The sequence below is a fragment of the Micromonospora costi genome (assembly GCF_003626655.1).
Taxonomy (GTDB): domain Bacteria; phylum Actinomycetota; class Actinomycetes; order Mycobacteriales; family Micromonosporaceae; genus Micromonospora; species Micromonospora costi.
Window position 1 is genome coordinate 1,217,708 of record NZ_RBAN01000001.1, and the last position, 14,514, is coordinate 1,232,221.

Annotated in this window: 12 protein-coding genes; 4 read left to right on the forward strand and 8 right to left on the reverse strand. The window is 74.0% G+C overall.

The window, feature by feature from the left end; all coding sequences use genetic code 11:
* The 6 genes from mnmA to D7193_RS05485 all read right to left on the reverse strand — a co-directional run bounded on the left by mnmA (nt 1) and on the right by D7193_RS05485 (nt 6,321).
* Nucleotides 1–1,074: a tRNA 2-thiouridine(34) synthase MnmA gene (mnmA, locus tag D7193_RS05460; protein WP_120778218.1), complete on the reverse strand. Its 1,074-nt coding sequence runs from the start codon at nt 1,072–1,074 to the stop codon at nt 1–3.
* A 188-nt stretch (nt 1,075–1,262) separates the two neighbouring features.
* Nucleotides 1,263–2,438, reverse strand: coding sequence for a cysteine desulfurase family protein (locus tag D7193_RS05465; RefSeq protein WP_120778219.1), 1,176 nt, complete (start codon nt 2,436–2,438; stop codon nt 1,263–1,265).
* A gap of 541 nt (nt 2,439–2,979) precedes the next feature.
* Complete coding sequence (locus D7193_RS05470) at nt 2,980–3,939, reverse strand: electron transfer flavoprotein subunit alpha/FixB family protein (protein WP_120778220.1); 960 nt, start codon at nt 3,937–3,939, stop codon at nt 2,980–2,982.
* 11 nt (nt 3,940–3,950) lie between these two features.
* Nucleotides 3,951–4,730 carry an electron transfer flavoprotein subunit beta/FixA family protein gene (locus D7193_RS05475; RefSeq protein ID WP_120778221.1) on the reverse strand — a complete coding sequence of 260 codons (780 nt, stop codon included), beginning with the start codon at nt 4,728–4,730 and terminating at the stop codon, nt 3,951–3,953.
* A gap of 383 nt (nt 4,731–5,113) precedes the next feature.
* Nucleotides 5,114–5,527, reverse strand: coding sequence for a hypothetical protein (locus tag D7193_RS05480; protein WP_120778222.1), 414 nt, complete (start codon nt 5,525–5,527; stop codon nt 5,114–5,116).
* Nucleotides 5,524–6,321 (reverse strand): GNAT family N-acetyltransferase, encoded by a 798-nt coding sequence (locus D7193_RS05485; RefSeq protein ID WP_120778223.1) that lies wholly within the window; start codon nt 6,319–6,321, stop codon nt 5,524–5,526. The genes D7193_RS05480 and D7193_RS05485 overlap by 4 nt, the downstream gene beginning before the upstream one ends.
* A gap of 41 nt (nt 6,322–6,362) precedes the next feature.
* Between D7193_RS05485 and D7193_RS05490 the strand changes: the two genes are divergently transcribed.
* From D7193_RS05490 to D7193_RS05500, 3 genes are read left to right on the forward strand one after another with little or no spacing between them, the layout of a single operon-like run.
* The gene (locus D7193_RS05490) at nt 6,363–6,755 is read left to right on the forward strand and encodes a YidH family protein (protein ID WP_120778224.1); all 393 of its coding nucleotides are present in this window, start codon (nt 6,363–6,365) and stop codon (nt 6,753–6,755) included.
* Nucleotides 6,752–7,090, forward strand: coding sequence for a DUF202 domain-containing protein (locus tag D7193_RS05495; protein WP_120778225.1), 339 nt, complete (start codon nt 6,752–6,754; stop codon nt 7,088–7,090). The genes D7193_RS05490 and D7193_RS05495 overlap by 4 nt, the downstream gene beginning before the upstream one ends.
* A 27-nt stretch (nt 7,091–7,117) precedes the next feature.
* The gene (locus D7193_RS05500; RefSeq protein ID WP_120778226.1) at nt 7,118–7,573 is read left to right on the forward strand and encodes a PLD nuclease N-terminal domain-containing protein; all 456 of its coding nucleotides are present in this window, start codon (nt 7,118–7,120) and stop codon (nt 7,571–7,573) included.
* Nucleotides 7,574–7,584: 11 nt separating this feature from the next.
* On the opposite strand, the gene D7193_RS05505 is transcribed toward D7193_RS05500, so the two are convergent.
* On the reverse strand, nt 7,585–9,207 hold the full coding sequence (locus D7193_RS05505) for an acetolactate synthase (protein ID WP_120778227.1): 1,623 nt from the start codon (nt 9,205–9,207) through the stop codon (nt 7,585–7,587).
* Nucleotides 9,208–9,373: 166 nt separating this feature from the next.
* On the reverse strand, nt 9,374–13,303 hold the full coding sequence (locus D7193_RS05510; RefSeq protein ID WP_120778228.1) for a Kelch repeat-containing protein: 3,930 nt from the start codon (nt 13,301–13,303) through the stop codon (nt 9,374–9,376).
* 210 nt (nt 13,304–13,513) lie between these two features.
* Here D7193_RS05510 and D7193_RS05515 point away from each other — a divergent pair, with 210 nt between their 5' ends.
* Nucleotides 13,514–14,500 (forward strand): helix-turn-helix domain-containing protein, encoded by a 987-nt coding sequence (locus D7193_RS05515; protein ID WP_158674771.1) that lies wholly within the window; start codon nt 13,514–13,516, stop codon nt 14,498–14,500.
* Nucleotides 14,501–14,514: the final 14 nt, after the last annotated feature.

Sequence of the window (14,514 nt, forward strand, 5' to 3'; positions counted from 1 at the left end):
TCAGCCGGCGATGGTGGCAGAACCGAGGACCACGTCACCGGCCGGGTCCGGCCGGTACGCCACCACGGCCTGCCCGGCCGCGACGCCCCGGACCGGACGGCGCAGCTCGGCGTGCAGCGTGTCGCCGTCGAGCGCGACGGTGGCGGGCACCACGTCGCCGTGCGCGCGCAACTGGACCTCGCACTCGACCGGCGCCTCGGGGCGCGGGCCGCCCGTCCACACCGGCCGCTCGCCCCGGACGCGGGACACCTCCAGCGCCTCGGCGGGGCCCACGGTCACGGTGTTGGTCTTCGGCGTGATGGAGAGCACGTAGCGCGGCCGGCCGTCCGGCGCGGGCCGGTCCAGGTGCAGGCCGCGGCGCTGGCCGACGGTGTAGGCGTACGCACCGGCGTGGGTGCCGACCACGGCGCCGGTCGACGCGTCGACGACCTCGCCCGGCTGCTCGCCCAGCCGCTGGGCGAGGAACCGCCGCGTGTCCCCGTCGGCGATGAAGCAGATGTCGTGCGAGTCGGGCTTGTCGGCGACCGCCAGGCCGCGGCGGGCCGCCTCGGCCCGCACCTCCGCCTTGGTCGAGTCGCCGAGCGGGAAGATCGACCGGCTCAGCTGCTCGCGGGTGAGCACCGCGAGGACGTACGACTGGTCCTTGGCCACGTCGACGCTGCGCCGCAGCAGGCCGTCGGCACCGAGCCGGGCATGGTGGCCGGTGACCACCGCGTCGAAGCCCAGGGCCACGGCCCGGTCCAGCACCGCGGCGAACTTGATCTTCTCGTTGCAGCGGAGGCAGGGATTCGGCGTACGCCCCGCCGCGTACTCGGCCACGAAGTCGTCGACCACGTCCTCGTGGAAGCGGTCGGCCATGTCCCAGACGTAGAAGGGGATGCCGATCACGTCGGCGGCGCGGCGGGCGTCCCGGGAGTCTTCCAGGGTGCAGCAGCCGCGGGCGCCGGTGCGGTACGTCTGCGGGTTGCGGGCCAGCGCCAGGTGCACCCCGGTCACGTCGTGCCCGGCCTCCACCGCGCGCGCCGCCGCCACGGCGGAGTCCACCCCGCCGGACATTGCCGCCAGAACCCTCACCAGCCCGCTCCCTTCGCCCCCTCAACCCTAACCACCCCACCCAGGCTGCCCCGAGCTCCCCGCGGCCTCACCACCGACCCCCGCGATCTTGCAGTTTCTGCCCCGGCAAAGGCCACAAAAGCCGCGAATGAGGGGCACAAAGTGCAAGATCGCGGGAGATCCCCCGCGGGCCCGGGGGGCGGGGCGGGTTAGCGGGGGGTTCGGTAGGCGGCGGCGCGGCGGGCGCGGTCCACTGCTCCGGGGAGCGCGGCGATCAGCGCGTCGACCTCCTGGCGGGTGGAGGTGTGGCCGAGGGTGAAGCGCAGCGACGAGCGGGCCCGGTCGTCGTCGGCCCCCATGGCCAGCAGGACGTGCGAGGGCTGCGCCACCCCGGCCGAGCAGGCCGACCCCGTGGAGCAGGCGATGCCCTGGGCGTCGAGCAGCAGCAACAGCGCGTCGCCCTCGCAACCCGGGAAGGAGAAGTGTGCGTTGCCGGGGAGCCGGTCGGTCGGGTCGCCGTTGTAGACCACCTCGGGCACCGCGTGGCGGACGCGCTCCACCAGCTCGTCGCGGAGCGCCGCGACCCGGGCCGCGTACTCCTGCTGGCCCTTGACCGCCGCCTCGACGGCGACCGCGAAGGCCACGATGCCCGCGGTGTCGAGCGTGCCGGAGCGTACGTCGCGTTCCTGGCCGCCGCCGTGCAACAGCGGCGTGGCGGCGACGTCCCGGCCGAGCAGCAGCGCGCCGACCCCGACCGGGCCGCCGAGCTTGTGCCCGGTCACGGTGAGGGCGGACGCCCCGCTGGCGGCGAAGTCGACCGGCACCTGGCCGACCGCCTGGATCGCGTCGGTGTGGAAGGGCACGCCGTACTCGGCGGCGACCGCGGCCAGCTCGCCGACGGGCTGGACGGTGCCGACCTCGTTGTTGGCCCACATCGCCGTGACGAGCGCCACCCGGTCGCCGTACGCCTCCAGCTCAGCGCGGAGCGCGGCCGGGTCGAGCCGACCGCTGGCGTCGACCGGCAGCAAGCCCACCTCGGCGCCCTCGTGCGCCCCCAACCAGTCGACGGCATCGAGTACGGCGTGGTGCTCCACGGCGCTGGAGACCACCCGGCGACGCTCGCCCGCGGCGGCCCGCCGGGCCCAGAAGATGCCCTTGACCGCGAGGTTGTCGCTCTCCGTGCCACCACCCGTGAAGATCACCTCGGAGGGCCGGGCGCCCAGCACCGCCGCCACCCGCTCCCGCGACTCCTCCACCCGGCGGCGGGCACGACGACCGGCCGCGTGCAACGACGACGCGTTGCCGACCTCACGAGCGGTGGCGACGTACGCCTCCAGTGCCTCGTCGAGCATCGGAGTGGTCGCCGCGTGATCCAGGTAAGCCATCACCGTTCAGCCTACGGCCGAACGCGGGACGACCGACGGCCGGAGGCACCGCCGCCGGGTGGGGGCGATCTCCCGTCCCGGCCCGGGCGGGCGGCGCCCGGTACGAATCTCCTGGCCGTTCGCGGGTACGAGGGATCCGTGCCGACGATCGGGAATCAGCCACCTCGCGCCCCACGAGCGGGCGCGCGTCAGGCATACTCGGTTGTCGACGTCTCCGCCCAGCGGTGACCTCAGCCTGTCCCCAGCGGCGACCGCACGCCGCGGGGCGCAAGACGGGCTGATCGGCGGGCCGGCTCAGCTCCCCGGCCCGCCGATCAGCTCCCTGCCGGCCCACCGACGCGAGCCGGCCCACCGACACAGGCCGCACCACGGCCGGGCTGGCCCGTCGACACGAGACGCCCCGGTCGCAGCACGAGCCCACGATCGGCGAGGCCGGCCACCTCCACGAGACGCCACGAACGGCGAGTGGCCACCCGGCGTACCGGATGGCCACTCCCACTGTCCGCGCCCGACGGCGGCGCGCCGCCCCCGGGACCCGGTGTCACTTGCGCTTGCGGATCTCCTCGGCGGCCTGCGGTACGACCTTGAACAGGTCGCCCACCACGCCGTAGTCGGCCAGCTCGAAGATCGGCGCCTCGGCGTCCTTGTTCACGGCGACGATCGTCTTGGAGGTCTGCATGCCGGCCCGGTGCTGGATGGCACCGGAGATGCCGAGCGCGATGTAGAGCTGCGGGGAGACCGTCTTGCCGGTCTGGCCCACCTGGAACTGGTGCGGGTAGAAGCCGGAGTCGACGGCCGCCCGGGACGCGCCGACCGCACCGCCGAGCAGGTCGGCCAGCTCCTCGACCAGCTTGAAGTTGTCGGCGTTGCCGACGCCGCGACCGCCGGAGACGACCACGGACGCCTCGGTCAGCTCCGGGCGGGAGCCCTTCTGCTCGGCGACCCGGTCCACCACCCTGGCGAGCTTGTCGGCGTCGCCGACGGTGACGGTGAGCTGCTCGACGGCCGGGGTGGCCGCGGCCGGCACCGGGTTCACCGAGTTCGGCCGGAGGGTGACCAGCGGCAGACCGCGGGTGACCTTGGACTTCACGATGGTGGAGCCGGCGAAGGCGACCTGCGTGGCCGTGCCGTCGGCCTCGAGGCCGACCACGTCGGTCAGGATGCCGTTGTCGAGCTTGACCGCCAGGCGCGCCGCGATCTCCTTGCCCTCCTGCGAGGACGCGAGCAGCACGGCGGCGGGCTCGACACGCCGGACCAGCTCGGCCAGCACGGTCGCCTTGGGGGCGACCAGGTAGCCGTCGATCTCCTCGCCCTCCGCGGCGTAGATCTTCTCCGCGCCGTACTCGCCCAGCTTGGCGCTCAGCGCCTCGGCGGCGCCGGCGCCGCCGAGCACGACCGCGCTCGGGGTGCCCAGCTCGCGGGCGAGGGTGAGCATCTCCAGGGTGACCTTCTTGACGCCGAACTCGCGGGTGGCTTCGACGACGACGAGAACCTCAGACATGTCAGGACCTCTCACACGAACTTCTCGGTGGCGAGGAACTCGACCAGCTTGACGCCGCCGTCGCCCTCGTCGGTGACCTTCGCGCCGCCGGAGCGCGGCGGACGCTTGCTGTGCTCCAGCACGGTGCTGGTGGCGCCGTCGAAGCCCACCTCGGCCGGTGCGACGCCGAGGTCGCCCAGGGAGAGGGTCTGCACGGGCTTCTTCTTGGCCGCCATGATGCCCTTGAAGGACGGGTAGCGCGGCTCGTTGATGGTGTCCCAGACGGAGACCACGGCCGGGGTCGAGGCGGTGACCACCTCGTAGCCCTCCTCGGTCTGCCGCTCGACGGTGAGCGTGCCGCCGTCGACGGTGAGCTTGCGGGCGCCGGTCAGCGCCGCCACGCCCAGCCGCTCGGCGATCATGTGCGGCAGCACCTGCACCCGACCGTCGGTCGACTCGGCGCCGCAGATGACCAGGTCTGCGTTGAGGGTGCCCAGCGCGGCGGCGAGCACCTTCGAGGTCGCCACGGCGCACGAGCCGTGCAGGGCGTCGTCCACGACGTGGACGGCCTTGTCCGGCCCCATGGAGAGCGCCTTGCGGATCGACTCGGTCGCCCGGTCCGGACCCATGGTCAGGACGGTGACCTCGCCGCCATGCGCCTCCTTGATCTTCAACGCCTCTTCGATGGCGTACTCGTCCATCTCGTTGATGACGTTGTTCGCCGAACCGCGGTCGACGGTGTTGTCGTCACTGCGCAGGTTGCGGTCCGCGCCCGAGTCGGGCACCTGCTTGACGAGTACGACGATGTTCATCGCGCTTCGACGACCCTCCTGTGTGTGTTGCGATCGCTCGCCCGGTCTGGGGCGCAGCCTCCCGCGTGACTTAACGCTCGGTCAACCGCGGGCTGCTGTGCAGTTGCCCACGAGCGCCATGTTACCTGCCAGTAGCATTCGCCTCCGGATGGCCCGGAGTGACACAGCTCACCGCACCCGCTCGGCCCGGTAGACTCCGCCGGTGGCCGAAATGCACCAATTATCCCGAATGTGCGAGTCGTCCGGACGGCTGGCGGCGTGCCGCCGCCCGCTGCCCGACACGTACCGCTGCGCCTGCGGTCGGATACGCGACGGCTGCGTCCGGGCCGCCGTCCGGGCGCTCTGGACTCCGTCGCACCACACGGACGCGCGGCCGGCCGTTCTCAGGCCGGCCCGGCCAGCGCGGCCCTGATCCGCTCGATCACCGCCGCCTCGGCCGGGTCGACCCCCGCGTGCGCCCGGGCCACCCGGTCGGCGGCCGAGAGCACCACCTCGCGGTAGGCCGCCACGTCCGCCGGCGACTTCTCGCTCAGGATCCGCACCGCCCGGCCGAGCGCCGGCAGCACCGTGGCCTCGATCTCCAACGCCGAGTCGCGGGGAAGCCGCGGCAGCGGGCCGGTGGTCAGCGCCTCCTTGACCACGCCGGAGCTGTCGGCGAAGGCTCCGGACGCGGCCATGCTCTCCTTGAGCACCGCCAGCATGCCCGGATCCACGTTCGAGACCAGGAAGACCGCGCCGAACGCGCCGGTCTTGAGCGTGAGCCGTTCCTCGTCCGTCAACCCCTGCGCCATGATCACGGAGTGTAGACGTACGGGGTCGTCGTGGTGACCGGGACGAAGCCGAGCCGTTCGAGGATGGGACGGCTGTCGTCGGAGGCGTCCACCTGGAGCAGCGTGCGGTCCCGCTGCGCGGCGAGTCGGGCCCGGTGGACCACGAGCGCCCGGTAGATTCCCCGCCGCCGCCACTCGGCCAGCGTGGAGCCGCCCCAGAGGGACGCGAAGCCGGTGCCCGGCAGGTAGCGGATCCATCCGGCGCTCACCACGGTCTCCCCCGCCTCGGCCACCACCACGGTGATCGACTGTGGATCGGTGGCGATCTGGAGTTCCAGGGCGTCCGCGAGATGACTCCGGTCGGCCTGCCAGACCGCCTCCTCCATCGCCACGATCCGGTCCAGGTCCGCGCGGGCGGTCACCTCGCGCAGGCGTACGCCCTCGGGCAGCACCGGCATCGTGGCCGCCAGTGGCGCCACGGGGCCGATCACGACGGTCTCCCGCGGCTCGGGCACGAACCCCGCCGCCCGCAGCCGGTCGCCGAGGTCCGCCGGCTCGTCGTGACCGGCGAGCTTCCACTCCACCGGCTCGCCCCGCCGCCGGAACAGCTCGACCTGCCGCGCGATCAGCTCGTCCAGCGCCGCGCCGGTCAGCCCGCCCAGATCCCGGTACGTGAGGAAGCCGCCACGGTCGAGGCCGAGCACCTGGTACAGCGGGCCGTCCCGTTCGACGGTCACCCCGGCCGGCATCGGGTCGGGCAACTCCGGCCGCACCTGGTTGTCGTACACGGCGCGCAGCGTGTTCGCATCAAGATCGGTCATCGCTTCAGGCTACGGCCGGCCGCCAGCGGATAATCGGCGTCGTGTGGGAGTCGATCAGGCGCTGGTTCGACCCGCGGGAGCTGCGCTCGGTCGGCAGCACCCCCGACTACCGGTTCTCCCTGGCCAACGAGCGGACCTTCCTGGCCTGGCTGCGGACCGGGCTGGCCCTGGTGGCGGGCGGGCTGGCCGCCGCCCAGTTCCTGCCACCGCTGCCGCTGCGGCACCTCCGCGAGGCCATCGCCATCGCGCTGCTCCTGCTCGGCGGCACCGTCGCGGTCCGCGCCGTCGACCACTGGGCCCGCACCGAACGGGCGATCCGGCTCGGCGAGGAACTGCCCGCCTCCCGGTTCCCCGCGATCCTCGCCCTGGCCGTCGGCGCCGGTGCGCTGCTCCTCGTGGTGGCGGTCGTCGTCCGGACCGTCGGTGGCCCGTGAGCGGCACCCCGGCAGCCGGGGCGGACGGTGGCCCGCCGCCGCGCGATCCCGGCCTCCAGCCGGAGCGCACCCGGTTGGCGTGGCGACGCACGGCACTCGCCGTGACCGTGGTGACCGTGCTGGCCGTACGCCTCGCGGTGAGCGGCGGCCCGTTCGGCGCACTGGTCGCGGGGCTGGCCGTGCTCGCCTGGGGCGCGGTGCTCGCGATCTGCTGGCGGCGGGGCACCGGGAGCGGGCCCGCGCCGAGTGGCGGTCGGTCCCTGCCGTTGGCGGCACTGGGTGGCGCGTCGCTCGCCCTGCTCGGCGTGTTGCTGGTGCTGGGCGGGCTGTGGTGAACGGGCCGGGTGCGCCATGATGGGCGCATGGTCCGGCTCTACGCCCTCCTCTTCGTCGCGCAGATCGTCCTCGCCGTCTGCGCCCTCATCAGCTGTCTCTCCGCCGAGGAGAGCGAGATCCGTGCCCTGCCCCGGGTCGCCTGGGTGCTGATCATCCTGTTCTTCCCGCTGGTCGGCTCGATCGCATGGTTCGTGGCCGGGCGGGAGCCCCGCGGCGGGCGTGCCCGCACACCGTGGCCGGTGGGCAACGGGTTCTCGGAACGGGAGCGCCGCCCGACGGTGGCGCCGGACGACGACCCCGAGTTCCTCAACTCCCTCGCCGAACGGTCCCGCCCGGACGACCAGGAACTCTTCCGCCGCTGGGAGGAGGACCTGCGCCGCCGCGAGGACGACCTGCGCCGCCGCGAGGCCGCGCCACCGGACGGGCCGCGCGGGGCACGTGACGGCGAGCCGCCGCGCGAGGAGGACCGCCCGGAGGTGTAGGTGATCGACGGTCAGGCCAGGTTGGACGAGCGGGGGTACGCGTCGGCCGGGTCGGTGATCACGTTCACCAGGTACGGCACACCGGAGTCGAAGGCCCGCTGCAACGCCGGCCCCAGGTCGGCGGCCTTCGCCACCGTCTCGCCGGCGCCGCCGAGCGCGCTCACCACGTTGTCGTAGCGCAGCTCGGGTTGCAGGTCGGCGGCGACGTCGTAGCCGTACATGGCGCGCATCGGGTGCTTCTCCAGGCCCCAGATGCCGTTGTTGCCCACCACGATCACGACCGGCAGCTTCTGTCGGACCAGCGACTCCACGTCCATGAGCGAGAAGCCGGCCGCACCGTCACCCATCAGCACGCAGATCTGCCGGTCCGGGTGGCTCACCCGGGCGCCCATGGCGTAGCCCATGCCGGTGCCGAGGCAGCCGTACGGGCCCGGGTCGAGCCACGTCCCGGGCTGCGCCGGCTCCAGGTAGCGCCCGGCGTACGACACGAAGTCACCGCCGTCGCCGATGGTGATGGCGTCGCGGGCCAGCACCCGGCGCAGCTCCCCGTAGATCCGCGCGGGACGGATCGGGTCGGTCTCGGCGGCCATCTCGGCGGCGTCGCGCGCCTTGGCGGCGTCCTCGGCGGCGCGCAGGTCGGCGATCCAGCCGGCGTGGTCGGTGCGATCGCCCGGGTGGTCGGCCAGGGCGGAGAGGATCAGCCGCAGGTCGCCCGCGGGGGCGGCGGTCGGCTGGACGTGCCCGGCCCGCTGGCTGGGAGCGTCGACGATGTGCACCACCTTGGCGTCGCCGAAGTCGCCGAAGTTGAGCCGGAAGTCCAGCGGGGTGCCGACGACCACGACCACGTCGGCGCCGGAGAGGGCGGCGCGGCGGGCCTTCGCGAAGGCGAGGGGGTGCTCCGGCGGGAGCGAGCCGCGGCCCATGCCGTTGGTGAAGACCGGCACCTGCAACGCCTCGGCCGCCTCGCGCAGGGCGGCGGTCGCGTCGGCGGCGTAGACGTCCGAGCCGGCGATGATGACGGGCCGTTCGGCGGCGGCGACGAGGCTGGCCGCCCGGCCGACCTCCTCCGGGTCGGGCTCGACGGGCGCGATCCCGGGCGGTGCGGGCAGCTCGGCGTCGGAGACCGAGAAGACGGTCTCCAGCGGGAAGTCGAGGAAGACCGGCCCGCGGTGCGGGGTGAGCGCGGCGGTGAGCGCGTTCGTCACCGCCCGCGGGATGTCGTCGGTGCTGAAGACCGTCTCGGCGTGCTTCGTGACCGGGGCGACCAGCGGCAGGTGGTCCATCTCCTGGAGGCTGCCCGAGCCCCAGCGGAACGCGGGCGCGCGCCCGCCGAGCACCAGCACCGGCGAGGCGTTGAAGAACGCGCTCGTCAGGCCGGAGATGCCGTTGGTCACGCCGGGACCGGCGGTGAGCACGGCCAGGCCCGGGCGGCGCTGGAGCTTCGCGACCGCCTCGGCGGCGAAGACCGCGGACTGCTCGTGGCGGACGTCGTAGATCGGGAAGTCGGTCTTGTGGGCGGCGTCGTAGAGCGGGAAGACGTGCCCGCCGGAGAGGGTGAACATCTCCCGTACGCCGTGGGCGCGTAGCGCCGCGAGTGCCAGTTCCCCACCGTGGCCCTCGATCCGATCCGTCATGGTCGCTCCCCTCGTCCGTGGCCGGGGTCACAGGTTACCCATCGGTCACCTGGCGCTGGCGACCGCGCCCCCGCCCGACGGCCTCCGCCCGCGTCCGCTGCCGGAACGGCCCGCGCCCGCCCGGGGAGAGGGGTGGTCCACCGGGCGGGCGCGGTCAGCGGAGGTGTCAGCGGAGCGTCATCACCACCGCGAGCGGCTCGGTCCGGTACGGCGTGTCCGTATCGAACGCCAGCCGCGCCTGGTACTCGCCGTGCCCGGCCACGGCCGGAGCCGCCGCCGTCACCGTGACCGTCACCGACCGCCCGGCCGGGATGGTCAGCTCGGTACGGCCCGTCGACAGCCACGACACGTCGCTGCCCCGGACGCAGGCGTCGTGACCCGGCAACTGCTGGGCGAACGGGGTGATCGCGAACGACCCGAGTGAGCCGCCCACCTGGTACAGCCCGCACGCCGCCCCGCCCCGGTACAGGGCGTTGTTGGCGTTGGGCAGCGCGGACCACACTCCCGTGGCCGGGTCGAACTCCAGCGCCTGGTTGGTGACCGACCCCGCCGAGATGCCGCCCACGACCTGGAGCCTGCCGCCGGCGCCGGCGTACGCCATGCCCCAGACCCCGATCGGCAGCCCGGTCGTCCGTACCCACGTGTCCGAGTCGGCGAAGTAGCGGAAGGCGTCGTTCATCGGGACCCGCTCGGCCGGATCGATTCCACCCGCGCAGACCACCCCGTCGCCGGCCGGCGCGCAGGCGAGGAACGCGACGGCCAGCGGGTAGTCGGCCAGCCGGGTCCAGGTGTCGGTGCTGGGGTCGTACCGGTAGGTCCGGTTCGACGCGGGCTCGCACTCGCCGGTCGTGCAGCCGGCCACGACGTACAGCCGGCCGCCGACCGAGGCCGCCGCGGCGGCGGTCACCCCGGTGGGCAGGTCGGCCCGCCGCGACCACCGGTCGGTGGTGGGGTCGTAGGCGTACGTGGTGGTGGCCGCGTTGCTCGCCTCGTCCCAGCCGCCGACCGCGTACAGCCGGCCGTTGACGAACCCGCCGACGGCGGCCGCCCGGGGCTCGGGCAGGTCGGCGATGCGGTGCCACGTCCGGGCCTGCGGGTCGAAGACGTACCCCTCGACCAGGGAACCCGCGTCGCCGCTGCCGCCGACCGAGTACACGGTGCCGTCGTTGTCCGCGACCAGGTTGTCCATCACGAGCGTCGGGTAGTCCGGCAGGTCCGTCCACGCCGTGCCGTCCGCCGCCTGCTGCGGTGGCCGCGGGCTGTGCCCGCCCTGGTGGGCCGCGACCGACGCCTCGGTGCGGATCTGCACCAGGGGTGCGCCCGTCCCGCCGGCCTCGCGGGCGCCGGCGGCCGGGGTACGGCCGCGGTCCTGCTCGACGACGCGGACGCGCAGCGGCCGGTCACCGTCGTTGGTGAGCCGCACATCCCGGGTGACGCTGCGGCCGGGCCGGACGGAGAGGGAGAGGTCGGTCGTGCGCACGGTCAGCCGGCCGGCCTCGAGGCGCCAGTCCCGACGGACCACGCCGTCGCGGTCGATCGGCACCGACGCCGTGCTGTCGCCGTAGTGCAGGCCGCTCACGGTCGTCGGGACCGAGCCGCCGCCCGGGGCGAAGAACCAGTAGAAGCCGTCGGCCAGGTTCGTGTCCTCCTCGGTGGTCTGGCTGGTGGTACGCGTCGCCGTGCCGTCCCCGGCCTGGACGGTCGCGCCGACGAGCGCCGCGCCGGTGTTGTCGTCCCGGATGTGTCCCGCGACGAGCCCACCGGGCACGGTGCCGCACGACCGGCGGCCCACGAACACGTTGTCCAGCTGCCACCAGTTGTCGTACTCACCCTGGTAGCGGAACCGGACCTGCACCCCGGACCGCCCCGCGGCCTGCGGGACCGGGATCTCGACGTGCCCGTTGACGGCGTCGGTGGCGTAGTGCCGGACACCCGTCCAGGTCGCGCCGTTGTCCAGGCTGAGTTCGACGTCGCCGGTCTGCTCGTCCCAGCTGGAGTAGTCGGTGTCGAAACCGATCACCGGGTCGGTGATCCCGGTCAGGTCCACGGGCGGGCTGGTGAGGCTGGTGTCGATCCGGCCCGACTGGCTCCAGCCGTCCACGGTGGCGAAGCCCCCGGTACCGCCGGTCAGGTTGCCCTTGGACCCGGGGTCGTCGAACCGCCAGGTCTGGCCGCCGCCGGCCGCGTCGGTGACCCGCCAGCCGCCCTGCGGGGCGGCCCAGCCGGTGAAGTCGGCGCTGGCGCCGTCGTAGCGGGGGGCGTAGCCCGGGGCGGTGCAGGCCATCGCGTCGACGGCGAGGCGGACGTCCTGCCGTACGTCGCTCGGCCGGCCCTTCGGCTGCGCGTCCACGCGGGCGGTCACCGTGCTGGTGACGTACCCGGGCAGGTAGACCGGCGCGACGTGCAGGGTCCAGCTGTTGTCGACGGGAAGGTCGACGGCGTACCGGCCGGTGTACGGGTCGGTGAAGACCGCGCCGCCCGGGTAGCCGTCGATCGCGATCCGGGCGTAGACGGGCCAGCCGTGGCCGGAGGCGTCGGTCACCGTGCCCGTCACGGTACGGCTCGAAAGCGCCGTCAGGGTGACGTCGTGCGTCAGGTCGGCGCCGGCGGCGACGGTGACCCGGGCGGCCGCGGGCGCCCGGTAGCCGAACTCGGCGGCCACCACGTCGTAGCCGCCGGCCGGGAGGGGCAGGGTGTAGCGGCCGTTCGCGTCGGTCACCGCGCGGTAGGTGGCGCCGGTGCCGTCGGTCGCGGTGATCGTCGCGCCGGCGACCGGGCGGTTCGCGCTGCCGTCGGTGACGGTGCCGGTGATCCGGCCGGTCTCGCCGAGGGTCAGGGCCGAGACGCCGTTGGGTGAACCGACTCCGGTCGGCCCGTCCCAGCCGGGTCCGGCGGTGCACAGCAGGTCGCCGCACCAGCCGTTCGACCCCTCGGTGATGTCGAAGAGGCCGGCGCTCCTGTCCGTGCGGTACGGGTAGGTCACCGGGTACGAACCGGGCAGCGGCGTGCCGGCGAGGGCGTACATCCCGGCGACGAGCGGGGCGGCCAGCGACGTGCCGCCCCACTGCGCCCAGCCGTCCTGGCCGAGCGTGTTGTAGACGGCCAGCCCGGACTCCGGGTCGGCGACCGCGGAGATGTCGGCGGTGGCCCGCTTGTCGCCGCAGCGGGTGTCCACGTCGGCCTGGTACGCGGGGCGGGGCTCGTAGAGCGAGCATCCGCTGCCGGCGTTCACCCAGGCGGACTCGGACCAGCCACGCGGCGAGGAGTCGCGGGTGAGCCGGGTGCCGCCGACCGCGATCACGTTGGGGTTGGTCGCCGGGTAGCTCTGGAGGTTGCCGATGTCACCGCTGGCGACCACGACGGCGACACCGGGGTGGTCGTAGTGGGTGTTGTACAGCTCCTGGAAGGGGGTCTCGCCGGCGATGCCGTACGAGTTGGAGATGACCTCCGCACCGAGCTTCGCGGCCGTGTCGACGGCGGCGGCCAGGCTGGCCGGCGAGTTGTCGTCGGCCTGGACGAGGAGCAGGTCGCACTTCGGGCAGGCGGACGAGACGGCGTCCAGGTCCAGGGCGGCCTCGATCGACCAGTCCGCGTCCTCCGCCGGATAGTCGGTGCCGCCACGCTGGTCCACCTTCCGGAAGCAGCCGTTGGCGGTGGTGCACGGCGGCAGCCCGTAGTGGGCGCGGAAGACGGCCAGGTCGGCCTCCGCCGCCTCGTACCCGAAGGCGAGCACGACGGCCACGGTCCGGCCCTCACCGCCGTCCGGCAGCCGGTACGCCGACCGGATGTCGGCCGGGCCCAACGCCCCCTCGGGCGGTGCGGCGTCCTGCTGGACGAGGCGGCCGTCCTCGCTGGCGAGGCCGAGCGCGTAGCAGCGGGCCCGCGAGGCGTCCTCGGACGCGGTGTTGCAGCCCGCCGGCTTGTAGTGCATCGCCTCCCAGCTCGGCGACGACGCGGCCGGTCCGGTCGGCGCCGGGGCCGCCTGCGCCGCGCTGGCGGGCAGGGGGCCGGTGGCCAGCAGGGACAGTGTGAGGACTGCGATCAGCCCGCCGAGACGACCCTTGCGGACCCGTCCCGGCCGTAAGGGCACGGCCATCCAATAACTCCTTACGAAGGATGCCACGGGAACGCCTCGTCGTTGAGGCTCCGACGCACCTGCCGCCAGCTTCTCGACACGAAAATCGGCACGCGTTCGACGGGTGATCTTGGCACGGGCGTGAATGCGCGGACAATGTTCCGGGACGTTCATGTTCCGGACAGCTGACCGGTTCCCGACGGGGGGCGTCGTATGTGGAATGTCGTGGGAGTGTCCGAGCCCGAGGAGCGGGTCTACGAGGCCCTGACCCGCCGGCGCCAGGCGACCCAGGTCGACCTCCTGGGTGACGTGGCGCTGTCACGGGCGCAGCTGACGCGTACGCTCGCCCGCCTCGTCGACCGCGGCCTCGCGACGCGGCTGCCCGGTCGCCCCACACGCTACGCGGCGACACCACCGGACCAGGTGGCCACCTTCCTCATCGCCGAGCGGGAACGCGACCTGCTCCGCCTGCGTACGCACGCCGACCAGCTGGCCAAGGAGATCCGGCTGCGCGACGGGGGCGGCCGCCACCCCGCCGAGCTGGTCGAGGTGATCGAGGGCGCGGCCAACCTGCGGGCGACGCTCGTCCGGCTGCAACGCGAGGCGCGGGTGCAGATCCGGGGCCTCGACCGGGCGCCCTACCTCGACAACCCGGTGAGCGGCAACTCCGAGGAGACCCACCAGCTCGCCGACCGGGGCCTCGTCTACCGGGTCATCTACGACCAGTCGGCGCTCGCCATCCCGGGCCGGATGGCCGAGATCTGGCGCGGCATCCAGAGCGGCGAACGGGCCCGCGTGGCCAGCAACGTGCCGATGAAGATGATGCTCTGCGACGACCGCCTCGCGCTCATCCCCGCGATGACCGGCGGGCAGCTCGCCGACGCGGCGTACCTGGTGCACCCCTCGTCGCTGCTCGACGCCGTGGGCGAGCTGTTCGAGGCGCTCTGGGAACGGGCCGTGGCGATCAACCGCTCGATCGTGGTCGACCAGCCCGCCGGGCCGGACCCGGCCGGTGAGGGCCGCGCCGACCGGCTGTCCGACCGGGACATCGAACTGATCGGCCTGCTGGCCGGCGGCGCCACCGACGAGCGGATCGCCCGCACCCTGGGGTGGAGCGTGCGCACGGTGCACCGGCACGTGCACCGCATCATGGCGATGGTCGGCGCCGAGACCCGCTTCCAGGCGGGCATGGAGGCGGTGCGCCGCGGCTGGGTGTGAGCGGTTGCCGGAGG